Annotated in this window: 19 protein-coding genes; 11 read left to right on the forward strand and 8 right to left on the reverse strand. The window is 70.9% G+C overall.

The genetic code is table 11. From position 1 onward, the window contains the following. The first annotated feature begins 204 nt into the window (after positions 1-204). Positions 205-1,500 carry a TerD family protein gene (locus tag ACWIHT_RS00055; protein WP_456164527.1) on the forward strand — a complete coding sequence of 432 codons (1,296 nt, stop codon included), beginning with the start codon at positions 205-207 and terminating at the stop codon, positions 1,498-1,500. Between the two features lie 4 nt (positions 1,501-1,504). Here ACWIHT_RS00055 and ACWIHT_RS00060 read toward each other — a convergent pair whose 3' ends face one another. Continuing rightward, positions 1,505-2,683 carry a glycosyltransferase gene (locus ACWIHT_RS00060; RefSeq protein WP_456162686.1) on the reverse strand — a complete coding sequence of 393 codons (1,179 nt, stop codon included), beginning with the start codon at positions 2,681-2,683 and terminating at the stop codon, positions 1,505-1,507. Between the two features lie 57 nt (positions 2,684-2,740). Here ACWIHT_RS00060 and ACWIHT_RS00065 point away from each other — a divergent pair, with 57 nt between their 5' ends. Continuing rightward, positions 2,741-3,526: a glutamate racemase gene (locus ACWIHT_RS00065; RefSeq protein WP_456162688.1), complete on the forward strand. Its 786-nt coding sequence runs from the start codon at positions 2,741-2,743 to the stop codon at positions 3,524-3,526. A 106-nt stretch (positions 3,527-3,632) separates the two neighbouring features. Beyond that, complete coding sequence (locus ACWIHT_RS00070) at positions 3,633-4,178, forward strand: hypothetical protein (RefSeq protein WP_456162690.1); 546 nt, start codon at positions 3,633-3,635, stop codon at positions 4,176-4,178. A 15-nt stretch (positions 4,179-4,193) separates the two neighbouring features. On the opposite strand, the gene ACWIHT_RS00075 is transcribed toward ACWIHT_RS00070, so the two are convergent. Beyond that, positions 4,194-5,261 (reverse strand): O-antigen ligase family protein, encoded by a 1,068-nt coding sequence (locus tag ACWIHT_RS00075; RefSeq protein ID WP_456164529.1) that lies wholly within the window; start codon positions 5,259-5,261, stop codon positions 4,194-4,196. A gap of 232 nt (positions 5,262-5,493) precedes the next feature. Here ACWIHT_RS00075 and lnt point away from each other — a divergent pair, with 232 nt between their 5' ends. The 4 genes from lnt to ACWIHT_RS00095 all read left to right on the forward strand — a co-directional run bounded on the left by lnt (position 5,494) and on the right by ACWIHT_RS00095 (position 10,647). After that, positions 5,494-7,104, forward strand: coding sequence for an apolipoprotein N-acyltransferase (gene lnt / locus ACWIHT_RS00080; RefSeq protein ID WP_456162692.1), 1,611 nt, complete (start codon positions 5,494-5,496; stop codon positions 7,102-7,104). A 77-nt stretch (positions 7,105-7,181) separates the two neighbouring features. Then, positions 7,182-7,661, forward strand: coding sequence for an NUDIX hydrolase (locus tag ACWIHT_RS00085; protein WP_456162694.1), 480 nt, complete (start codon positions 7,182-7,184; stop codon positions 7,659-7,661). Positions 7,662-7,715: 54 nt separating this feature from the next. Then, positions 7,716-8,519: a 3-hydroxybutyrate dehydrogenase gene (locus ACWIHT_RS00090; protein ID WP_456162696.1), complete on the forward strand. Its 804-nt coding sequence runs from the start codon at positions 7,716-7,718 to the stop codon at positions 8,517-8,519. Positions 8,520-8,595: 76 nt separating this feature from the next. Then, positions 8,596-10,647: a helix-turn-helix domain-containing protein gene (locus tag ACWIHT_RS00095; protein WP_456162698.1), complete on the forward strand. Its 2,052-nt coding sequence runs from the start codon at positions 8,596-8,598 to the stop codon at positions 10,645-10,647. Here the strand turns inward: ACWIHT_RS00095 and ACWIHT_RS00100 are convergent. The 5 genes from ACWIHT_RS00100 to ACWIHT_RS00120 all read right to left on the reverse strand — a co-directional run bounded on the left by ACWIHT_RS00100 (position 10,548) and on the right by ACWIHT_RS00120 (position 17,155). Further along, a complete protein-coding gene (locus ACWIHT_RS00100) occupies positions 10,548-12,110 on the reverse strand; it encodes an MFS transporter (protein ID WP_456162700.1) in 1,563 nt (520 codons plus the stop codon). The two genes, ACWIHT_RS00095 and ACWIHT_RS00100, sit on opposite strands and share 100 nt — an antisense overlap. A gap of 110 nt (positions 12,111-12,220) precedes the next feature. Further along, complete coding sequence (locus ACWIHT_RS00105; protein ID WP_456162702.1) at positions 12,221-13,570, reverse strand: alpha/beta hydrolase; 1,350 nt, start codon at positions 13,568-13,570, stop codon at positions 12,221-12,223. 147 nt (positions 13,571-13,717) lie between these two features. Beyond that, the gene (locus ACWIHT_RS00110; RefSeq protein WP_456162704.1) at positions 13,718-14,578 is read right to left on the reverse strand and encodes a PaaX family transcriptional regulator; all 861 of its coding nucleotides are present in this window, start codon (positions 14,576-14,578) and stop codon (positions 13,718-13,720) included. A gap of 107 nt (positions 14,579-14,685) precedes the next feature. Beyond that, positions 14,686-15,234, reverse strand: a complete 549-nt coding sequence (locus tag ACWIHT_RS00115; protein ID WP_456162706.1) for a hypothetical protein — start codon at positions 15,232-15,234, stop codon at positions 14,686-14,688. A 457-nt stretch (positions 15,235-15,691) separates the two neighbouring features. Next, on the reverse strand, positions 15,692-17,155 hold the full coding sequence (locus tag ACWIHT_RS00120; protein ID WP_456162708.1) for an MFS transporter: 1,464 nt from the start codon (positions 17,153-17,155) through the stop codon (positions 15,692-15,694). Between the two features lie 121 nt (positions 17,156-17,276). Here ACWIHT_RS00120 and ACWIHT_RS00125 point away from each other — a divergent pair, with 121 nt between their 5' ends. The 4 genes from ACWIHT_RS00125 to ACWIHT_RS00140 all read left to right on the forward strand — a co-directional run bounded on the left by ACWIHT_RS00125 (position 17,277) and on the right by ACWIHT_RS00140 (position 21,718). After that, positions 17,277-18,209 carry a helix-turn-helix transcriptional regulator gene (locus ACWIHT_RS00125; protein ID WP_456162710.1) on the forward strand — a complete coding sequence of 311 codons (933 nt, stop codon included), beginning with the start codon at positions 17,277-17,279 and terminating at the stop codon, positions 18,207-18,209. Between the two features lie 164 nt (positions 18,210-18,373). Continuing rightward, positions 18,374-18,820: a nuclear transport factor 2 family protein gene (locus tag ACWIHT_RS00130; protein ID WP_456162712.1), complete on the forward strand. Its 447-nt coding sequence runs from the start codon at positions 18,374-18,376 to the stop codon at positions 18,818-18,820. Positions 18,821-19,043: 223 nt separating this feature from the next. Then, the gene (locus ACWIHT_RS00135) at positions 19,044-19,355 is read left to right on the forward strand and encodes an EthD family reductase (RefSeq protein ID WP_456162714.1); all 312 of its coding nucleotides are present in this window, start codon (positions 19,044-19,046) and stop codon (positions 19,353-19,355) included. 764 nt (positions 19,356-20,119) lie between these two features. After that, complete coding sequence (locus ACWIHT_RS00140; RefSeq protein WP_456162716.1) at positions 20,120-21,718, forward strand: protein kinase domain-containing protein; 1,599 nt, start codon at positions 20,120-20,122, stop codon at positions 21,716-21,718. Between the two features lie 21 nt (positions 21,719-21,739). Here the strand turns inward: ACWIHT_RS00140 and ACWIHT_RS00145 are convergent, their stop codons facing one another. Next, positions 21,740-22,525, reverse strand: a complete 786-nt coding sequence (locus tag ACWIHT_RS00145; RefSeq protein ID WP_456162718.1) for an SAM-dependent methyltransferase — start codon at positions 22,523-22,525, stop codon at positions 21,740-21,742. Positions 22,526-22,566: the final 41 nt, after the last annotated feature.

Raw genomic sequence — 22,566 nt, forward strand, 5'->3', positions numbered from 1 at the left:
AACTTGTCAAAAAAGGGCATCAATCAGTGTTCGGATCGTGTAAAGCCCGAGTTCCCGGCGGGTTACCAGCGGTTGGCCACGGGTGTTGCCGCGCTCCTCATGGGCGTTCGCGGCCCCGGGGAATAGGTTGTGTGCGAGTAGACACCCAATGGGCGGCCGGGGCGTGTCCTGGCACGGCGACACGTGATGGGGGCAGACATGTCAATGCCGAAAGGATCGAATGTTCCGGTGCCGGCGACGGCACTGCGCGTCGAATTGGGGTGGCGGCCCGGCCCCGGAGTCCCCGACGCGGACGCCTCCGCGCTGCTCCTGGTCGACGGGAAGGTCCGCACCGACGCCGACTTCGTCTTCTACAACCAGCCGACGCACTCCTCCGGCGCGGTCCGCCACGAGGGCAAGAACAACGCCGGCGGGCGGATGACCGACACCCTGCTCGTCGACCTCGCGCGCGTGGAGCCCGCCGTCGACCGTGTCGTCCTCGCCGCGTCCGCCGATGGAGGAACGTTCGGCCAGGTCCCCGATCTGTACATCGAGGTCCGGGACGCCGCACAGAACACCGTGGTCGCCCGCTTCGACAGCACGGGCGCGACGGTCGAGACCGCCTTCGTGCTCGGCGAGTTCTACCGCCGCCAGGGCGCCTGGAAGTTCCGGGCCGTCGGCCAGGGCTACGGCAGCGGGCTCGAAGGCCTGGCGACCGACTTCGGCATCACCGTGGACGAACCGCAGCAGGCGGCACCGGCCGTCACCATGCCGCCGCCCTCGGGACCGCCGGTGAACCTGCCCCCGCCGCCCGTGACCGTCGCTCCGCCCGTGACCATGGCTCCGCCACCCCCTCCGCCCCCGATGCCGCCCACCGCCCCCGTCCGGCTCTCCAAGGTGACCCTCACCAAGGCGGCCCCCTCGGTCTCCCTGACCAAGCAGGGCGGCACCTCGGGCGCCATGCGCGTGAACCTCAACTGGGAGGTGCGCAAGCAGTTCTCGGGCTGGGGCAGCAAACGGGGCCGGGCGGTCGCGATGCACGCCGACCTCGACCTCGACCTGTGCGCCCTGTACGAACTCGCCGACGGCCGCAAGGGCGTCGTCCAGGCCCTCGGCAACGCCTACGGCTCGCTTCAACTGCCGCCGTACATCCACCTCGACGGCGACGACCGCACCGGCGCGTTCGCGAGCGGCGAGAACCTCACCGTCAACCTCGACCACATCCGGGACTTCCGGCGCATCCTCGTCTTCGTGACCATCTACGAAGGGGCCCGTTCCTTCGCCGACCTGCACGCCACGGTCACCCTCCAGCCGCAGCACGGCGCCGCGATCGACTTCTCGCTCGACGAGTGCACGGTCCCCTCCACGGTGTGCGCACTCGCCCTGATCACCAACACCGGGGGCGACCTCGTCGTCCAGCGCGAGGCCCGCTACCTCGTCCCGGACCGCGGGGTGAGCCCGCAGCGGACCGTGGACCGCGTCTACGGGTGGGGCATGAACTGGACCCCGGGTCGCAAGTGAGCGCTCAGCTCTCCTCGCCGACGACGGCGTCAGGACGCGCGTAGGTGCGGCCCTTCCAGGCCGCACCGCGCCCCCTGTAGTGCTGCACCGCGGAATCGACCGTCATGAAGAGGTACAGAAACGCGGTGAACGGCAACAGGGGAGCGAGCCACAACGGCTGCCCGTAGTAGCGCAGCATCGGGACGTACGTCCCCGTCATCACCAGCCACGCGAGCCCGCCGAGAACCGCCGTCTCCGTACTTCCCGCGCCCAGCCCCACGAACAGGGCCACCGGGGGCACGAGATACACCAGCGCGAGCCCCAGGACAGTGCCCAGGAGGAGCAGCGGGTTGTGCCGCAACTGCGCGTACGCGCTGCGCGAGACCATCCGCCACAGGTCGTGCAGCCGCGGATACGGGCGCACACTGTCCACCCGCTCGGCGAGCCCCAGCCAGATGTGACCCCCACCGCCCTTGACGGCGCGCGCGAGTGCCACGTCGTCGATCACCGCGTGCCGGATGGCGTCCGGGATCCGCGCCCGCTCCGCCGTGTCGGCGCGCAGCAGGACACACCCGCCCGCCGCCGCCGCGGTGCGGGCACCCTTCCTGCCGATCCGACGGAACGGATACAACTGCGCGAAGAAGTAGACGAACGCCGGGACCACCAGCCGCTCCCACAGGCTCTCCACCCGCAGCCGGGCCATCAGCGAGACGACGTCGAAGCCACCGGTGCGCGCCGCCGCCACCAACTCCCGCAGACTGTCCGGAGCGTGCGCGATGTCCGCGTCCGTCAGCAGCAGATACTCGGGACCACGCGCGCGTGCCGCCTCGACACCGTGCCGTACGGCCCACAGCTTGCCCGTCCAGCCCGCCGGAGGTTCACCGGGGGAGTCCACGGTCAGCGGCAACCCGCCGTGGGTACGCGCCAGTTCACGGGCCAGCTCCCCGGTGCCGTCCGAACTCCCGTCGTCGACAAGGAAGATCTCCGCCCGCCCCGGATAGTCCTGGGCGAGCAGCGACGGCAGACTCTCCGGCAGTACGGCGGCCTCGTCACGGGCCGGTACGACCACGCAGACCGACGGCCAGTCGTCCGGGGCGGTGCGGTCCGGCAGCCTGACGTCCGTGCGCCAGAAGAAGCCCTGACAGAGCAGCAGCCACAGCCAGGCAGCGAGTGATACGGCGGCGATCCACGCGAGGGTGCTCACGGGCGCAGTTTGCCCCACGGGAACGGCTCCACAGAGGCCATCGTCTATCGTGGCCGGGTGAAGATCGCGCTCATGGACTCCGGAATCGGCCTTCTGGCGGCCACCGCGGCGGTACGACGTGTACGCCCCGACGCGGATCTCGTGCTCTCCCTGGACCCCGAGGGCATGCCCTGGGGACCGCGGACTCCGGAAGACCTCACGCGGCGCGCGCTGGCCGTCGCCGAGGCCGCCGCCGCGCACCGGCCCGACGCCCTGATCATCGGGTGCAACACGGCGACCGTCCACGCCCTGACCGCACTGCGGGACCTCCTGGAGCCGGCTGTCCCGGTCATCGGCACCGTCCCGGCGATCAAGCCGGCCGCCGCCGCGGGCACCCCGTTCGCGATCTGGGCCACGCCCGCCACCACCGGCAGCCCCTACCAACGCGGTCTCATCGAGGACTTCGCCGAAGGCGTGCCGGTGACCGAGGTCCCGTGCTGGGGACTGGCCGAGGCCGTGGAACACGCGGACGAGACGGCCATCGACGCCTCCATCGCCGCGGCCGTCGCGCTCACCCCCGACGATGTAACGACCGTCGTCCTGGGCTGCACCCATTACGAAATCGTCGCCGAACGCATCCGCGCCGCCGTCCAGCGCCCCGACCGGCCGCCGCTCGTCCTGCACGGCTCCGCCGACGCGGTCGCCGCCCAGGCGCTACGTCGGATCGGTGCGCGGCCCGCACCCGAGGCGCCGGCCGACGGCACCCTGACCGTACTGCTGAGCGGTCGTGAGGGCCCGCTGCCCGTCGAGGCGGCGGCCTACGCGGAAGGTCGGCTGCTGCGGGCCGTCAGCCCCGCCCACTGACCACCGGCGACGAAGCGGACGCTGTCCGTCCACCTTGTCGTCGCGCAAAACGGTCACCCTGCGCAACCCGGTACCCGCGCAGCGAAACCTGAGTAGTCTCGTAGGCATGAGGGACCACCCCCGCGACGAAACCTTCCCGCAGACCGAGATCTGGACCGGACGCGCCACCAACCGGTTCCAGTGGCTGCTGGCGCTCGCCGGTGCCGCCTGCATGGCGCTCGGCATCGAGCTGGCCGTGGACTCCGCCTGGACGTCCGGCATCGCCCCGCTCGCCATGTCCGTCGTCGGGTGCATCGCGGCCGGACTGCTGATGCTGTTCGGCACGCTCGCCTTCGTGCACGTCGCCCTGAAGGTGGACACGGAGACCCTCGAAGTGCGCTGCGGCCACATCGGCCTGCCGCGCCGCCGTATCCCTCTCGCCAGCGTCGCGGGCGCCGAGTTCGCCCCGCACGTCACCCCGCGCCAGTGGGGCGGCTGGGGCTACCGCTGGCGGCCCGAGAAGGGCACCGCCGTCGTCGTACGGCGGGGCGAGGGCATCGTGCTGCGGCTGTGGGACGGGCACACGTTCACCATCACCGTGGACAACGCGGAGACCGCCGTACGGATCATCACGGACCGGCTGGTGCCGCCCACGCCCGGCGCGGTGCACTGACCGCACCCTCGCCCCTCATGGGGCAAGGCGGTCGCCACGCGCGCGTGCCTCCGGGGCAGTGCGTGAGGCGTCGTCGGTGATCGGATGGGCCGTGGCAAGACCGGCCAGAAAACCCGCGCCCGCTGTGACCGTGGTGAAGCTGAGCGCGTTGCCCACCGAGGCGATGACCGCGAGCCCTGTCAGCGAGGCCCCCGCCGTGAGCGCGATCGGGGTGGAGCGCGGAGCGCGCCACAGCGCGTGGAGCACCCAGCAGAAGGCCGCCGCCAGCAGGAGCACGCCGACGATCCCCTGCTCGGCCGCCATCTGGAACGGCGCCGAGTGCGGCTTCCCGTCCGGCTTCAGGGCCTCTGCCGCCGCGTTGCTCAGCTCCCCGAAGCGACCGGGGCCCACTCCCAGGGTGGAATCCTTGTGCGCCATGTGCAGGGCGTCCTGCCACAGCCGCACCCGGTGAAGGCTCAGCTGGCCCTCCAGGGACTCGGTGAGCCCGTCCGGCAGCACGTTCCCGGCGATGGCCCAGGTCGCCCCGGTCGCCAGCGCAGCGGCCAGCCCCAGGCCCACGACTCCCAGACCGCGGTGTCGCATCCGGCCGGCGGCGAACGAACACAACAGCACCGCCGTACACGTGACGAACCCCGAGACCGAGCCCAGGACGAGCGCGGTGACCGTGATCCCGGCGGCCAACAGTCGCAGCGCGAGCCGCAGGGCGGGGGCCGGGGCGGCCCAGGCCGCGCAGCACGCGGAACCGACGGCCAGGGTCAGCAGCGCCGCGGTCGCACCGGCGTGGCCGAGCGGGGCGGTGAACTGGGGGCCCGGGGCGAGCCGCGGTTCGGCCAGCGCCAGACCGAGGCCGGCCAGTGCTCCGGCGCAGGGCGCGGCGACCGGCACGAGTGCCCCGGAGATCCGCCCCGTCGCGTACCCGGCGGAGACCGCCAGGACCGCGAGCAGCACCCCCTCGGGTCTGCCGTCGTGCATCGCGGCGGTGATCAGCGACCACGCGGCACACGTCCCGAGCACCGCGACACCCACGGCATCCGAAACGTTTCGTCTCTCACTGTCGGCGTCCGGACCGGTCGCCGACGCCATCCCCGTGGAACCCACCCCGCCGCCCCCTGAACCGAGCCCCCCGACCCGTGACCGACCTCGGCCGCCGGCCTGGACCGACCGCACGACAGGGGCTCCGGCTCACCGTAACGGCTGATGACCGATTTGTGGACGAGTTGCGCAGGAACGATGCGCCTCCCGGCCCCTTCAGTGCCCCGTGCCGCGACCCGGACCGTGCTGTCGGCCTCAAGGTCAACCGCCGTACACTCCCGGAGTGACCGTCACCGCAACTTCCGTGGACGAGTCGGACCAGCTGGAGCCCCAGGCCGCGCCCGCAGCGCGCCTCGCCCGGCTCGTCCGTCTGGTCCCGGCCGCCGTAGCCGCACTCTCCGGAGTGCTGCTCTACGTCAGTTTCCCGCCCCGCACGCTGTGGTGGCTGGCGCTGCCCGCCTTCGCCTGTTTCGGGTGGGTGCTGCGCGGCCGCAGCTGGAAGGCGGGCCTCGGCCTCGGCTACCTCTTCGGCCTCGGATTCCTGCTGCCCCTGCTGGTGTGGACCGGCGTCGAGGTCGGCCCCGGCCCCTGGCTGGCGCTGGTCGCGGTCGAGGCGATCTTCGTCGCGCTGGTCGGCGCTGGCATCACCGCGGTGTCGAAACTGCCCGCCTGGCCGCTGTGGGCGGCGGCACTGTGGATCGCCGGTGAGGCGGTACGCGCGCGTGCCCCCTTCCACGGCTTCCCCTGGGGCAAGATCGCGTTCGGCCAGGCGGACGGCGTCTTCCTGCCGCTCGCCGCGGTGGGCGGCACCCCGGTCCTCGGCTTCGCCGTCGTCCTGTGCGGCTTCGGCCTGTGCGAGATCGTGCGCCTGGCCCTGGAGACCCGGCGCACCCATGAGGTACGGCGGTCCGCCGCGGCCGTGGCCCTGCTCAGCGTGGCCGTACCGGTCGTCGGCGCGCTGGCGGCGCGGTCCCTGGTGAGCGACAAGGCCGAGGACGGCACCACGACCGTCGCGGTCATCCAGGGCAACGTCCCGCGCGCGGGACTGGAGTTCAACGCCCAGCGCCGTGCCGTCCTCGACTACCACGTCAAGGAGACCCTGAGGCTGGCCGCCGAGGTCAAGGCCGGGAAGGTCGCGAAGCCCGATGTGGTGCTGTGGCCCGAGAACTCCTCCGACGTCGACCCCTTCGCCGACGCCCAGGCGTACACGGACATCGACGAGGCGGCCAAGTCGATCGGCGCGCCCATCTCGGTCGGCGGTGTGGTCGAGCGGGGCGGCAAGCTCTACAACGAGCAGATCCTCTGGGACCCGGTGAAGGGCCCGACCGACACCTACGACAAACGGCAGATCCAGCCGTTCGGCGAGTACCTCCCGATGCGTTCGCTCCTCGGGGCGATCAACAAGAACTGGACCAGCATGGTCCGCCAGGACTTCAGCCGGGGCACCAAGCCGGGCGTGTTCACCATGAACGGCGCCAAGATCGGCCTGGTCACCTGCTACGAGGCCGCCTTCGACTGGGCCGTGCGCTCCGAGGTCACCGACGGCGCCCAGCTGATCTCCGTGCCCAGCAACAACGCGACCTTCGACCGCAGCGAGATGACCTACCAGCAGCTCGCCATGTCCCGGGTCCGCGCGGTCGAGCACAGCCGGACCGTCACCGTCCCGGTCACCAGCGGCGTCAGCGCGATCATCATGCCGGACGGGAAGATCACCCAGAAGACCGGCATGTTCGTCGCCGACTCCCTAGTCCAGAAGGTGCCGTTGCGCTCCTCGGAGACACCGGCAACTAAGCTCGGCATCCTGCCCGAAATGGCCCTGGTCCTCGTCGCCGCGGGCGGCCTCGGCTGGGCGATCGGTGCGGGTGTGCGCCGACGGCGCGCGGGCGACGTGTAGCCGTACGCCCGCTGTACGCCCGGCGCACGCACGGTAGTTCGTGGAGGAGCCATGGATCGTCCCGTTAGGGTCGGACCATGGCTACTCCTGATTTCATTCGTACGATCCGGGAATCCGCCGGGCACCAACTGCTGTGGCTTCCCGGGGTGAGCGCCGTGGTCTTCGACGACGCGGGACGCGTGCTGCTGGGCAAGCGGTCGGACAACCACGAGTGGGCGTTGCCCTCAGGCATTCCCGAGCCCGGTGAGCAGCCCGCCGTGTGCGCGGTGCGCGAGGTGTTCGAGGAGACGGCCGTCGAGTGCGTGGTGGAGCGGGTCGTCATGGTCAAGGCCGGGGGGCCGATCAGCTATCCCAACGGTGACGCCTGCCAGTTCATGGACATCACCCTGCAGTGCCGGGCCGTCGGTGGCGAGGCGGCCGTGAACGACGACGAGTCGTTGGAGGTCGGCTGGTTCGAGCTGGACGCGCTGCCCGAACTCAGCGATCACCAACTGTTCCGGATCAAGCAGACCCTGGCTGACGCACCCACATGGTTCGACACCACGACTTCTGACTGAAGTATGGGCTCGGCCCATATGTGTTGGGGCAACAGCCCTGCCTAGGCTCGACACATGACCGCGCCCAGCCCCCTCCCGGGGCCCCACACCACCCCTCTCCTCGACCTCGGTGGCCGTAGCGCACTCGTCACCGGCGCCGCCGGCGGTATCGGCCGGGCCTGCACCCTGCGGCTGGCCGCCGCCGGGGCGAAGGTCAGAGCGGTCGACGTGGACGTCCCGGGACTCGCGGCCCTCGCCGAGCAGGCGCGGGACCTGGCGGGCACCGTAGAACCGCATGTCCTCGACCTCACCGACCTGGACGCCGCCGAGCGTGCCGCCGCCGGCACGGATGTCCTGGTGAACAACGCGGGGCTGCAACTGGTGCGCCCCATCGAGGAGTTCCCGCCCGACGTCTTCCACACGGTGCTCACCGTGATGCTGGAGGCGCCCTTCCGGCTCATCCGCGGAGCCCTGCCCCACATGTACGCGCAGGGTTGGGGCCGGATCGTCAATATGTCCTCCGTCCATGGGCTGCGCGCCTCCGCCTTCAAGTCCGCGTATGTGGCCGCCAAACATGGTCTGGAAGGACTCTCCAAGACCGCCGCCCTCGAAGGCGCACCCCATGGCGTCACCTCCAACTGTGTGAACCCCGCCTATGTGCGCACCCCACTGGTCGAGCGGCAACTCGCCGACCAGGCACGGGCGCACGGCATTTCCGAGGAGCGGGTGCTGACCGAGGTGCTCCTGCGGGACAGCGCGGTGAAACGGCTCATCGAACCGGAGGAGGTCGCCGAGGCCGTCGCCTATCTGTGCGGCCCGCACGCGTCCTTCGTGACCGGTACCTCGCTGGTGCTCGACGGCGGGTGGACCGCGCACTGAACCGCCCGGTGCGCAGGCGATTTCGAGTTATCCACAGGCCCGACCGGCCGGCCCGGCGATGGGGAATCCTGTGACCATGTCCAGCGATCACGCGCAGTCCGCAGAGCGCTCCACCACCCTCACCGGTGCCGGAGCGCGACCGAGCAGTGCCGAGACGCCCTTCCTGGAGCTGCTGTCCCGGGGCGCCTCCACCGACGCCTACGAGCAGCCGGTGCTGCTCGCCCGCGCCGAGGCAAGACCGGCCGAGCTGATCGCCGGACTCGAACACGCCAAGTCGCTCGCGCTGCGCGTGCGTTCGGAACTGGAGGGACGCCGACGCCGTGAGGCCGAGCTGTCCGCGCTCTTCGAGACCGCCCACGATCTCGCCGGCCTGCGCGACCTCGACGCCGTACTACGGGCGATCGTCCAGCGCGCCCGGTCGCTGCTCGGCACCGATGTCGCCTACCTCAGCCTCAACGACCCGACCAGGGGCGACACCTGTATGCGGGTCACCGAGGGCTCGGTCGCGGCCCGCTTCCAGCAACTGCGCCTGGGCATGGGGGAAGGACTCGGCGGACTCGTCGCCCAGACGGCACGGCCCTATGTCACCGACGACTACTTCAAGGACGACCGCTTCCAGCACACCCCCACCATCGACTCGGGCGTGCGGGACGAGGGGCTGGTGGCGATCCTCGGAGTGCCGTTGATGCTCGGACACCGGGTGATCGGCGTGCTGTTCGCGGCGGACCGACGGGCGCGGGTCTTCGAGCGGGAGCAGATCGCGCTGCTCGGCTCCTTCGCCGCGCTCGCCGCAGCCGCCATCGACACCGCGAACCTCCTCACGGAGACCCGTTCGGCGCTCGCCGGCCTGGAGCGCGCCAACGAGATCATCCAGGACCGCAGCGCGGTCATCGAGCGCGCCTCGGACATCCACGACCGGCTCGCCGAACTCGTGCTGCGCGGCGGCGGGGTCCACGACGTGGCCGCCGCCGTCTCCCAAGTCCTCGACGGAGTCGTCGAGTTCACCGAGACCGACGCCACACCCACGGAAGCACTGGAGACCTCCCGTACGGAGGGACACGCGGTCCGGCACCGGGACGACTGGATCGCCGCCGTCGCCGCCGGAGGCGAACTGCTCGGCGCCCTCGTGCTGCGCGGCCACCCCGGACTCGACCCCGTCGACCAGCGCACCCTGGAGCGCGCCGCCATGGTCACCTCCCTGCTCCTGCTCGCCCGGCGGTCGGCGGCCGAGGCCGAACAGCGCGTCCGTGGGGAGTTGTTGGACGACCTGCTCGACGCCCGCGACCGCGACCCGCGCCTGCTGCGGGACCGCGCGTCCCGGCTGCACGCCGACCTGGACGCCACCCATGTCGTCCTCGCCGCCCGCCTCGACGGCCCGGCGGTCGACGCCGACCAGAAGGCCGCCGCCCGCAGACGGCTGTGGTCCGCCGCCTCGCACCTCGCCGGAACCCGGCACGGCCTGGCCGCCGCCCGCGACGGCGGCACCGTCCTGCTGCTGCCCCTCGACTCCGGCGACACCCCCGCGAACCTGGCTCGGCGCACCGCCGCCCACCTGGGAGCGGCCGTCCACGAAGTGGTCACCGTCGGCGCCTCCGGGCCCGTGGAGAAACCCGCCGCGGCGCCGGACACCGTGGTCAACGCCTATCAGGAGAGCCTGCGTTGCCTAGACGCCCTGCGTCTCCTGGGCCGTTGCGGCGACGGAGCCGCCGCCGAGGACTTCGGCTTCCTCGGACTGCTCCTCGCCGGGGACCGCGACATCGGCGGATTCGTCGAGCGGACCATCGGCCCCGTCGTGCGGTACGACGAGCGTCGAGGTACGGATCTGCTGCGCACCCTCGACGCGTACTTCGCCTGCGGAATGAGCCCGGCCCGTACGAGGGACGACCTGCACGTCCATGTCAACACCGTGGCGCAGCGGCTGGAGCGCGTGGGCAGACTCCTCGGCGAGGACTGGCAGGACCCGGCCCGCGCCCTGGAGATCCAACTCGCCCTGCGACTCCGACGGTTGGCAGCTCCGGAGCGGACTCGTCATGCGGAGGAAGCAGCCTTACGACCCCGCAGCGCGACAAGAGCCAGCAGTGCCGAGACCAGGGCCGCGCTGCCGCAGACGACGAAGCCGATCGAGTAGCCGTGTCCGAGGGCGTCCAGGGCGAGGGGGTGCAGGTCGGCCAGTTTCGGGGAGGCCGCCGAGGCGCCGTTCACCGCGAGCGGGCCACCCTCTTCCAGTACGGCCGTGCCCGCGCCCTTCAGCGCCTGCGGCAGGGCGGAGTTGTCGAGGGAGTCGGTGAAGCTGCTCGCCGCACGGCTCAGCGCGACCGCGCCGATGACGGCAGGGCCGAGGGTGAAGCCGAAGTCGCGCAGCAGGTTGGTGGTGGCGCTCGCCATGCCGGCCAGGTGGGTCGGCACGGTGTTCACGGCCGTCGCCGTGATCGACGAGACGGTGATCGCGAAGCCCAGGCCGACCAGACCGAGCGGCAGGATCAGCGAGGTGAAGGCGGTGTCGGTGACCGGGAGCGTGGCCGCCCAGTAGTCGCCCGCCGCGATCAACAGCAGCCCGGTGCCCAGGAGGAGACCGGGGGCGACGGTTCGCAGCAGTCGTTCCGTCAGCGGCAGCATCGCCAGGGTGATGCCGTTGAGGAGGACGAACGCCAGGCCGGTACGCATGGGCGCCTGGTCCTGCACCGGACCGAGCCGGATGCTCACGGAGTAGGCGGTGCCGAGGAAGGCGAACATGCCCACCACCGCCACGACCGAGGCGACGGCGAAGGCACGGTTGCGGAAGAGGTCCAGGCGCAGGAGCGGGGACTTGGCCCGCTTCTCGGCCAGCACGAAGGCGGCGAGGAACACGGCGGCCAGGACGAAGGCGATGACGATCGAGGGCGAGGCCCAACCGTCCGTCGGGCCCTGGATGATGGCGTAGAGCAGGGCGAACAGGCCGAGGCCGATGGTGACCTGTCCCGCGATGTCGAGCGAACGGCCTTCGGGGGCGCTGGAGTTGACGGCGAACAGGGCGCTGACCGCGATGCTCGCCACGGCGACGGCGGTGACCACGACGAAGGACCAGCGCCAGGAGCCGTAGGTGGCGGTGACGCCGCCGAGCAGCGGTGCGATGAACCCGCCGGTGGAGAGCAGGGCCGCCCACATCGCGATGACGCGGGCCCGTTGCGCGGGTGAGGTGGTGCCGGCGGCCAGGATGGCCAGCGAGGTCGGGAACAGGGCGGCGGCCCCCAGCCCTGCCAGGGCCTGTCCGGTCCAGAGCTGGTGGACACCGGAGGAGGTGGCGCTGACCAACTCGCCCACGGCCAGCAGCGAAGCGCCGCCGACCAGCAGCCGCTTGCGGCCGAAGAGGTCGCCGAGCAGGCCGAAGGTCAGCTCCAGTACGGCGACCGGAAGGAGGAACGCGTCGGAGATCCAGGTGAGTTGGGAGCCGACCGGATGCAGGTCGGACTGGAACAGCCCGTTGAGGGTGGCCGGTATGGCCAGGCCGATCTGCGCGAGACAGACGGCGAGGAGACCGGCGACCAGGGTGCCGGTGCTCAGGCCGGGCCCGGTGGCGCTTCTGGTGGAGGGTTCGGTCGGTTCGGTCGTCATCGACACGGAGGGCTCCTGATGCGTGCGGAACGGGGACGGGGCGGGGCGGGGCGGGGATGGAAGAGGCAGGGACGGCGGAGGGGCGGAGCTGTGGGGCGGGCGTTTCGGGATCAGCGCGTGCCGGTCAGGCGGCTCGGGCGATAGTCGGTGAAAGCGGCACCGTCTAGGCCCAACTCATCCGCGCCACGCTGGAGTTGGGCGGCGGAGGTGGTGTCGCCCCAGTGCCCGGTGTCCAGCCGGTGTTCCACCGCGTGCAGACCTGCGACCACTTCGCCGGTGGTGAAGTTGCAGTGGCTCTGGCGGGCCACATAGGCCTGGCGCAGGAGCGAGGAGTCTCCGGCCGCGCGCACCCGCCCGGCGAAGGCCGATTCCTGTTCCACGGGCACCAGTTGGTCGGCGGTGGTGTGGATGTCCAGCAGCGGCACGGCCAGGCCCTGCCCGGCGGTCGAGGTCCGCTTCAAACGGGCCACCGCGACCCGGTCGGCCGTGATGTCCGCATCACGGGTGAGCCGATTCAGATCGGTGCGCAGGTCGAGCCCGGCGCCACGATAGAGCGCCTCGACCTGCTTCACGTGGCCGGACCCGCGCAGCAGCCCGGCGTAGTCGACGCCCTTGTTCCAGGACGTGTTGCCGCCGGCCGACTGCTCCACCGACCAGCGTGCCGGAACGATGAACCCCAGCAACCCCTGCGCCAGCCACGCGTACTGCTGCTGTTCCTGGCCCGCGAAGTCACCGCGCGCGGGCGGCTGTTGGCCGGGTGCCCAGTCGGTCAGGTTGAGGTAGGCGGCGGCCAGGGCGATCCGGGCGCGTCCCGCCGGAGTCCGCTGCGCCGCTTCCACGGCCTTGGTGAGGCGGTCGGCGAGGGCGCCGCCGGCGGCCTGGCTGTCCAGGTTCACCAGGGCGTCGGCGTCTGCGGGGTCGAAGAACGTGGCCAGGGTGTACTCGGCGTCCAGCTGGTAGTTGTCCAGATCGACCCCGCCCGCGACCAGGCCGCACAGGCCGAGCGCACCCTCCACGCGTCCGGCGCCGTCGCGGGCGATCCGGGCGTTGACGAGACCGCCCATGGACTGGCCCACCGAGATGACCCGGGTCGGGGTGCCGACCTGTTGGCGGAACGCGGTGAGCGCGGCGAACTGGTCCCGCTCGGCCGAGTCGAGCGCCCACATCGAGCCGTTCGGGTCGTAGGAGGAGCCCGCGAGGGCGTAACCGGCGGCCAACAGGGCCTGGGCCACCGCGGGCGACGGGGCGTCGGCAGCGGTCGTAGGGCCGAAGCCGTGGCTGAACAGGAGCAGGGTGCCGTTCCAGTGGTCGGGAGTGTCCGCGATCCAGGTGGCGCCGTCGGTCAGCGTGCCGGAGTAGTGGGTGGTGGTGGCGTGGGCGTCGATCACCGGGCCGATCAGGGCGGTTGCGAGGGCGGTCGCGCAGGCTGCGGCGAGGGTCGAGAAACGGGGTCGGGGCATGACGGCGGCTCCGCGGGTCGAGGGGGGAGGCCGAGCTGGAAGAGCGCTGCGAATGTAGGGCTCTTTTTTCATCGCCGTCAATAGACTGACCAATAAAGAGGCGGACGTGTCCGCGCGGGGACACACCGGATCCGGTGCGAGTCGGGATCAGGCCAGCGTCAGGGTGTCCAGCAGACGTGCGGCGGCGCGTGCGGCCGGGCGTTCCCAGCGGCTGGCCAGGCCGCGGAAGACGGTCTCCGCCTGGGCGGCCGGCCAGTCCGCGGGCAGGTGCTCGGCGGGCAGGTGCGGGTCGCGTCGTACGAGGTCCAACCAGTCGGTGTGCAGCAGGAGTTGGCCCGCCAGTTCGTCGCCGGAGGCGGTCGCGGGCAGCGGGTCGGTGCGGTCCCAGCGCTCCAGGAACGCCCGGTACCGCGCGCCGATGGCCGGTACGTCGAACGCCTGCTCAAGCACCTCGCGGACGTCGGTCGGCGACTCCACCTCCGCCCGGAACACCCGCAGATACGGCTCCAGGCCGAGGCCCGCCACCATCTCGCGGACGTCGACGGGTGCCGGTGCCACCCACAGGCCGTTCTGTAGGGGGCCGAAGCCCGCCCAGATCAGCCGGGAGCGCAGATCGTGCCGCTCGCGACTCCACGCCTCGGGCAGCGAGAAGCCGACCATCGTCCAGCGGCCGTCCCAGTCCCGGTTCACCGCGCCGGTGCGCCAGATGCGGTCGCGGCCGTCCGTCAGTACCTGGACGGCGTGCGGTGTGAGTCCGAAATAGGTCTTGCGGCCCTGGCGGTTGCGCTCCAGCAGATCGCGTTTGACCATGCGGTTCAGGGTGGTCCGCACCGCTTCCTCGGTGCTGCCCAGCCTGCCGAGCGCGGCGATCACGCTGCCCGACGACACGGCGATGGGCCGCCCCAGTACATGGGCGCCGAAGAACGTCAGCATCAGGGACTGGGTGCGCGGCTCGGGGCCGCTCTCGGCGGCGGGTCCTGCGGCGACATCGACACTGGTCACCGGCACAGCGTAGGCCCGGGGCGGGCGCACGGTGCCGTTGGGCCATGAACTGTGTCATGTCTGTAACGGCAGTTTGCGTTGTGCCGAATGATGATGTCACCGGCCCCAGGTGGTCAGAAGGCGAACGCCTCCGTCAGGCGCAGGTTGTAGCCGTCCTCTTCCATCAGGACGACCGTGACGCCGAACGGCGAGGGGTGGTCCAGGTCGAGGGGAGTGAAGGCATAGTCGACGGCGGCCTGCACGGGCGGCACCAGCTTGCCGTCGGGCTGGGGAGCCGGGACCGGCTGCCAGTGCGGTGCGGCCGATGCCGGGTCCTCGGTGTACGGGAACTGGTGGAGCGTGTGGCCGTCCTTCGTGGCGACCACCATGTTGAGGCACGGCGACGGGCCGTCGACGGGAAGTTCGCAGACGGTCGCGACGTCATGGGTCTCCCAGGCGAGGACGACCTCGTCGGCGCCGGCCGCCGCGGCGATGTTCGAGAGCGAGGCGATCGCGGTGAGCGCGTCTCGGCCGGGTTCGACCGGGCGCAGCCAGATCAGTCCGACCAACTCGCCGCGCACGAGCGGCATGATGACCGGGCGGGGCACGGCGCCTTCGCTGAGACCCGCGACGTACGCGCTCTTCATCGACTCCGTCAGCGCGTCAAACGTACGCGTGTCCATGAACTCCCCATCCGCAGCGGCTGTGTGGCGTCCATTCTGCCCTTGTCGCGGAGTGCGGGAGGTCGCCCCTGGGAGTGAAAGGGGCCCCGACTGGACGGGGGAGACCAGCCGGGGCCGCACATGGGAGGAACGACTGACAGGCCCGGTTTGTTCCCCCGGTCGAGGTGGTCGGCGACAGTGGTCGGAAATGAACCGACGATGTCGCGACATGGTCGTGTACGGGGGCAAGTGGCGGCCCGCGACGGCGAGTTGGTCTGACACGTCGAACGGACGCCGGGTCCGGTGCCACACGACACCGGACCCGACAGCCGTTCTTTGCGGCCTCACGGCTGCATGCCTCGCGCAGCCCCGCAGCAGCGGTTCCAGTACGTCGGCAGGCTCGCCCTCCGCACTGGGGGCTGGCCAGGTCGCGCGACCGCGACTTCGCCCGGTCCGCCCGTCCGCGGGCCCGGCGTCCTCAGATCGCCGTGCGCGGCAGGCGCAGGCTCAGCAGCACCGTCAGCGCGACCATGCCCAGCTGGACGAGCAGCGTGATCAGCAGGGCGTCCCGCATCCCCGAGCCGGGCAGCAGAGAGAGGAAGAGTGAGCCGAGCGTCGCCACCCCGAGCGCCAGGGCCGACTGCTGGGTGGTGATCATGACACCGCTGCCCACACCGGCCCGGTGTGCGGGCACGTCAGAGAGCACGATGCGGAAGAGCACCGGCTGTTGCAGTGACGTGCCGAGTCCGGTGAGCGCGACCCCGGGAGCCAGCTCCGCGATGCCGAGCCCCGGCCAGTCCCGCCAGACCGCCCCCGCTACCAGCGCGACGCCCACCGCCTGGATCAGCCCGCCGGCCGACACGACCCGGCTGCCGAACCGGGTGGTCAGCCGCGGTCCCGCGAGGGAACCGAAGAAGTACACCACCGCCATCGGCGTCAGGGCGAGCCCCGCCTTGACGGGCCCCATCCGCAGCCCCTGTTGCAGTGCCACGGCGAACACGAACATAAAGCCGCTGAAGCCGAGCATGAGCGGCAGGATCAGCGCAAGTCCCCTGCGCAGTGGTACCGATTGGAAGAGGCTCGGCGGTACGAGAGGGGTCCGGCCCGCCCGGTCGGCGCGCAGCTCGACCCGGCAGAAGGCGGCCACGGAGACCGGGAACAGCGCCAGCATGGCCCAGGTCCACAGCGGCCAGCCCACCGCCCGGCCCTCGGTCAGCGGCAGCAGCAGGGTGATGAGAGAGGCGGCGAGCAGCAGCGTGCCCGGTATGTCCACCGACGCGGGTTGTGCGCTGCGGGTCTCCGGGACGGAGCGCGCCGCGAGGATCAGACCGAGCAGGGTGACCGGCACGTTCACCAGGAACACCGCACGCCAGCTCGTGCCCGCGATGTCGGCCGCGACGAGTACACCGCCGAGTATCTGCCCGGCCACCATGGAGAGCCCGATCGTGGCACCGTAAAGGCTCATCGCCCGTGCCTTGCGCGGACCTTGGGTGGTGGACTGGATGGTGGCGAGCACCTGCGGCATCATCAGCGCGGCCGCGGCGCCCTGGGCGACCCGGGCCCCGACCAGCGTCCAGGCGTCGGGGGCCAGACCGCAGGCGAGCGAGGTGAGACCGAAGGCGGCCATGCCGGTCAGGAAGAGCCGACGGCGCCCGACCGTGTCGCCGAGGCGGCCGCCCAGGACGAGGAGTACGGCGTACGCGACGCCGTAGCCCGCGACGACGAGTTCGAGCTGGGCAGGGCCCGTATGGAGATCCTGGTCGATGGCGGGCAGTGCGACGTTGACGATGAAGAAGTCGATGAGCGGCAGCGCGGCGCCGAGCAGCACGGTGAACAGCCCGAGCGAGCTCAACTCGGGCGCCGCGGCGGTGTGTTCACGCGGATGGGCAGGGGCGGCGGATAAGGGGACGGGAGGACTGGGCGACGCAGTCGATTCACTCACGACTCTACGATCCTCGCCTCGTTAGCCTGGTACCAGAGCGTCTCCAGAGTGTCTTTATCCTGGTATAAGAAGTACCTGGCAACGGGCTGACGCATACAGCGCACCCTGGGAGTTTACGACGATGACGCACAGTCCGGTGAGCGTGTCCCAGGCCGCCGCGCGCGGCCCTCGGACCAGCGGGAACGGCCCGGGTGTCGAGGTCGAGGCGCCTGAACCCGCCGTCCGCAGGGCCGAGTTGGCGTCCTTTCTACGAAGCCGTCGCGAGCGCATCGGCCCGGAGCAGGTGGGCCTGCCGCCGGGCCGCAGGCGCCGCACACCGGGGCTGCGCCGCGAGGAGGTCGCCCAGCTCGCCGTGGTCGGGGTCACCTGGTACACCTGGCTTGAGCAGGCCCGGGACATCCAGGTCTCCGGACAGGTCGCCGACGCGATCGCCAGGGCGTTGCTCCTCGACTCGGCCGAGCGCACCCATCTGTTCGCGCTCGCCGGTGTGGCCGATCCGAAGGCCGACCCGCATTCTCCGACGCTTTCGCCCGCGATCGAGACGATACTGCGCCAGCTTGAGCCCTGTCCGGCCGCGGTGATCAACAGCCGCTTCGATGTGCTGGCGTACAACCGCACGTACGGCCGTCTCATCATCGACTTCGACCAAATCCCGCTGGAGGACCGTAACTTCCTGGTGCTCAGCTTCCTCTACCCTGCCTGGCGCAAGGGCTTCGTCGACCAGGAGGCGGCGACCGAGACGGTGACCAAGGTGGTGGCGAAGTACCGTGCGGCGATGGTCGAGCACATGACCGACCCGCTGTGGAAGGGTCTGGTGGCGCGGCTACAGCGGGAGTCGCCGGAGTTCTGCGAGGTGTGGGACCGGCACGAGGTGTTGCAGCCTGACCAGCCCACCACCAAGTTCCTCACCGCACTGGGCCTGATGACCTTCGACTACACCCGGCTGTGGCTGGGCCCGCGTATCGGACCGCAGTTGGTGACGTACACACCGTCGGACGAGGTCACCCGGGAACGGATGACCACGCTGTACGAGCGGGTGCGCGGCGAGGACTGAGGCGGCGCGGACAGGTCCTTTCCCTTCTCGGCTCCTCAACTTTTGGGCACTTCCCTTTTGGCGTTCCGGCCCCTCACCATAGGCGTGAACCTGACCAGTTACTTCCATAACTGTGAACCGCGCCCTATAAGCCGTGAACCCCGCGCTATGAACAAGGAGTTGCCGTGACCGCGAGCACCACCGTCGACCGCTTCCGCACCGCCATGGAGAAGGGCGACCTCGCCGGCCTGGAAGAGCTGCTCACGCCGGACATCCGCTTCTACGGCTCCATGAAGTTAGAGCCCATCGAGGGCCGGGACACGGTCATGGGCGTGTTCGGCGTGTTTGTGCGGACGCTTGAGGACTTCCGATACGTCGGGTCGTACACCGGATCCGGCGAGACCAGTGCAGACGGGAGCGAAGCCGAGTCCGTCGTTCTGGTCTTCCGGACCACCGTCCGCGGCCATGAGCTCCACGGCATCGACCTGCTGCACTTCGACGAGGACGGCCTGATCAAGGAGTTCACCGCGATGGTGCGCCCGCAGCCGGCGGCGGAGGTGCTGGCGCAGGCGGTGGTCGAGGGGCTCGTCGCGGACGGGCTCGTCCCGCCGCCCGCACCTGCCGCGGAGTGACGGGGCGTCAGTTCTCGACCGGATGAAGGATTGCGTCACCTGGCCGTCGTCGCGCTTCCCCTGACACTCGCGGCCCCGACCCTGGCCGCGTTCGCGAACCCTGACTGTCGGCTCTTCGCAGCGGCGCGACGACGGCTGTCAACTGCCCCCGCAGTCAGCGCTTTTGGGAGAAGCTCCCAGGTGATCCGGAGTGTTACAGTCTCGTTTTTGGACGGAGGCCACCATGCACAAGTTGGTAGTTCTGTATTCCCAGCCCGCCGATCCTGACCACTTCCGTGACTACTACGTGACCAACCACATTCCGCTGGTCATGAATTGGCCCGGCCTGCTTGCGTGCCGCTACAGCTTCGACGTGGCGGCGATCAACGGAGAAGCGCCGTATTTCGCGGTCTTCGAAGCCGACTTCGCTGACGCCGCCGCCATGGACGCGGCGCGGTCGTCGCCGCAGGGCCAGCGGGTGACCGCCGATTTCGCCAACTACGCCACCGGCGGTGCAGTCGTCATCCACTATCCGGTGCTGGACGGTAACGGCTGAGGCAGGTCGGTGCGCTCGGGGACGGCCCGGGCGTGAGCGTGCGGGTCCACCGCGCGTTGGCCAGGCGAGGGTCCGTGGGCTAAGGTGGATCTTGAGCTGGTCGCCGCAACTCCGGTCGCCTGGCGCTGCGTTGGTGGTCCAAGGAAAGACGTCCCGCTTCCTGCGGGGAGATGCAGGTGCAAGGCCTGCCCGGCGCTCCAAGAAGGAATGGGGTCCTGTTCCGCACTGTGTGTGGGACAGGACCCCATTTCGATGTCCGGCGTTTCGGACCGCCACCCACTCCTCCGGTCTATGCGCGAGCGCCGTGCGGAACTGCTTCCACAACTCCTGGCGGACCGTGACGAAGATCAGGGCGGGGCGCAGATCTCAAGACCGACCCGGGTGAGGTCGGCCGCGCCCGCGAGGAACAGCAGTTGATCGTCGGGGGCGCCAGAGCAGGGTACTGACCGGCCACGACCAAGTCCTCGGCGTCTTCGGGGACTTGGCGGTCGTCCGCGACTGCCTACGGGTCGACTACCGTGCGGCGCCGCCCGAACTCGCCCGCATCACGGCGGTCCTACGGCGTTCCTATGGCGGACCGGTCCCGACGGGCACTGGCTCGTCGTCCGCCTCCACGAGGACATCCACGGGCAACTGGCGGTCGAAGGCGCGTAGTTGGCCTGACGTCGGTGATCTCACCCCTAGGATGTCGGGTCGGAGCCCGGCCGCGTCGACCTCACGGTGGATCCGGTGATCGTCGGGCCCGCTCAAGGAGGACATGTTCCGTGCTTTCGCTCGATGGCTCCGACCCCTCGCACATAGGCCGCTACCGTCTCGTCGGCCGACTCGGCGAAGGCGGGATGGGGAAGGTGTACCTCGCGCGGTCGCCCGGTGGCCGTCCCGCCGCGGTGAAGGTGATCAACGACCACCTCCGGCACGACGAGCACGCCCTGAGCCGGTTCCGCCGCGAGGTGGAGACCCTGGGCACGGTCCGCAGCGCGTACACGGCCTCGCTCATCGACGCGGAGCTGGACACACCGCCGTACTGGCTGGCCACCGAGTACGTGCCGGGGCCCACACTGCACGCCGCCGTCGTGAGCGACGGACCGCTCCCCGCGGACCTGGCCCGGGTCATGCTGGCCGCACTGGCCGAGGGGTTGGACGCCATTCACGTGCGCGGTGTTTGGCATCGCGACCTCAAGCCGCACAACGTCATCCTCTCCGCCACCGGCCCGCAACTGATCGACTTCGGCATCGCCAGGTCCACCGAGGCGTCCAATCTCACGCAGGCCGGCAGCGCGATCGGCAGCCCTGGATACATCGCGCCGGAGACCTTCACCGGAGGTCGGACCGGTCCGGAGGCGGATGTGTTCGCCCTCGGGGCCACCCTGGCATTCGCCGTCACCGGCCGACCCCCTTACGGGGACGGGCCGTTCGCGGCCGTGTCCTACCGCTCGGTGCACGGGGAGATCGACCTGAAGGGCGTGGACCCCGGTGTCGCCGAGCTGATCGAGGCCTGTGTGCGCAGCGATCCCGCGCAGCGCCCCACCCCGCAGCGCATCATCGAACTCGCCCGGGCCGAGGCCGACCTCGTCCACCATCCCGCCTATCAACGCGCCCTCGCCGTCGGCTCGTTGACGGACCGGGAGCGTGCCGCGACCGTCGCCGACCTCGGGGGCGGCGCGGTCTCCGTCGCTCCGGACGCGGTGACGGCCACCCTGGACGGTGTCCGGCAGCACCACGCCGTCACGCTCCTCGCACCCGAGGCGGGCCTCGACACTCCCGCGCCGGGTGCGTACGGTCCCTACCCGCCCGCGCAGTCGGACGGTGGCGGGACCCGACGTGGGCGCCGCGTGTTGTGGGCCGCCGTCGGCGCGGCCTCGCTGGTCGCCGTCACCGCCTCACTGCTGGTGTCCCACGCCTTCCAGGACAAGGACTCCGCCGCCGCCGACCCTTCCCCGTCCGCGAGTTCGAGCAGAGCCACCGACACATCGGCATCGGCCACCCCGTCCGCGTCACCTTCCGCTTCCGGCACGAGTGCGGCCCGCCTGCCCGACGCCGTGGTGGTGAAGCCGCCCTTCACCTTCGACCCCGGGAAGGTCCTGGAGACCGTCCGCTCCAGGCTGATCATGCAGACGGACGGCAACCTGGTGCTCTACGACCAGGACGGCACCGCGCATTGGGCGAGCCAGACCTCGGGGGAGGGGAACACGGCGGTGTTCCAGGCGGACGGCAACCTCGTGGTCTACAACGCCCAGACGCAGCCAGTGTGGGCCAGCAACACAGGGGGCGCCGCCGGGGCGACCCTCAAGGTGCTGGAGGACGGCAACATGGTCATCGCGACCGACGGCGGGGTCGTATGGCAGACCGATACCGCGCATTGAGGGCACGGTGAGTGCGAGGGTTCAGGGGATCCGCGCGACCGCCGCGTAGATCCCGCTGCCTTCCGGGGCCTCGCCCGGCGGAGGGTTCCACTCCGTCGCCGTCACCAGGCCGGGCGGTACCAGGTCGAGGCCGTCGAAGAAGCGGGCGACCTCCGGGCGGGTGCGGAAGCCGAGCTTGATGCCGCCCTTGGCGTATTCGGCGGTGACCTGTGCGGCCAGTTCGGGGTAGAGGTCGGACGCGGCGTGCGACAGGACCAGGTAGCTGCCGGACGGCATGGTGGCGACGAGGTCGCGGACGATGCCGTGGGCGTCCTGCTCGTCGGGGATGAAGTGCATCAGCGCGATCAACGAGAGGGCGATCGGGCGGCCGAAGTCCAGGACGTGGCGGGCGTGTTCGACGATGGCCTCGGGCTCGCGCACATCGGCCTGGATGTAGTCGGTGGCCCCGTCGGGGTGGCTGATCAGCAGGGCCTCGGCATGGCGCAGCACGATCGGGTCGTTGTCGGTGTAGACGACCTTCGCGGTCGGTACGGTCCGCTGCACGATCTGGTGCAGGTTGGGCGCGGTGGGGATGCCCGTGCCGATGTCCAGGAACTGGTCGATGCCCCGGCCGGCCAGCCAGGTCGCCGCGCGGTGCATGAACCGACGGTTCTGCCGGGCCGCGTCCTTCGCCTCGGGCGGCAGCTTCTCCCCCACGGCCTCGTCGACCGGGTAGTTGTCCTTGCCGCCCAGCAGCCAGTCGTAGACCCGCGCGGGATGGGCCTTGCCGGTGTCGACCTGTGGGGCCGACTGGGGGTCGGTCGTCATGGCAACTCCATCGTGCCGAGTGGACGGATCGGGACCAGCTC

The organism is Streptomyces sp. NPDC002276 (assembly GCF_053891435.1).

Excerpts from the sequence above, each read along its gene's own strand:
- ACWIHT_RS00055 (WP_456164527.1), top strand. The coding sequence starts at position 205 with ATGCCGAAAGGATCGAATGTTCCGGTGCCGGCGACGGCACTGCGCGTC.
- ACWIHT_RS00070 (WP_456162690.1), top strand. The coding sequence starts at position 3,633 with ATGAGGGACCACCCCCGCGACGAAACCTTCCCGCAGACCGAGATCTGG.
- ACWIHT_RS00075 (WP_456164529.1), bottom strand. The coding sequence starts at position 5,261 with ATGGCGTCGGCGACCGGTCCGGACGCCGACAGTGAGAGACGAAACGTT.
- ACWIHT_RS00085 (WP_456162694.1), top strand. The coding sequence starts at position 7,182 with ATGGCTACTCCTGATTTCATTCGTACGATCCGGGAATCCGCCGGGCAC.
- ACWIHT_RS00090 (WP_456162696.1), top strand. The coding sequence starts at position 7,716 with ATGACCGCGCCCAGCCCCCTCCCGGGGCCCCACACCACCCCTCTCCTC.
- ACWIHT_RS00095 (WP_456162698.1), top strand. The coding sequence starts at position 8,596 with ATGTCCAGCGATCACGCGCAGTCCGCAGAGCGCTCCACCACCCTCACC.
- ACWIHT_RS00100 (WP_456162700.1), bottom strand. The coding sequence starts at position 12,110 with ATGACGACCGAACCGACCGAACCCTCCACCAGAAGCGCCACCGGGCCC.
- ACWIHT_RS00105 (WP_456162702.1), bottom strand. The coding sequence starts at position 13,570 with ATGCCCCGACCCCGTTTCTCGACCCTCGCCGCAGCCTGCGCGACCGCC.
- ACWIHT_RS00115 (WP_456162706.1), bottom strand. The coding sequence starts at position 15,234 with ATGGACACGCGTACGTTTGACGCGCTGACGGAGTCGATGAAGAGCGCG.
- ACWIHT_RS00125 (WP_456162710.1), top strand. The coding sequence starts at position 17,277 with ATGACGCACAGTCCGGTGAGCGTGTCCCAGGCCGCCGCGCGCGGCCCT.
- ACWIHT_RS00135 (WP_456162714.1), top strand. The coding sequence starts at position 19,044 with ATGCACAAGTTGGTAGTTCTGTATTCCCAGCCCGCCGATCCTGACCAC.
- ACWIHT_RS00145 (WP_456162718.1), bottom strand. The coding sequence starts at position 22,525 with ATGACGACCGACCCCCAGTCGGCCCCACAGGTCGACACCGGCAAGGCC.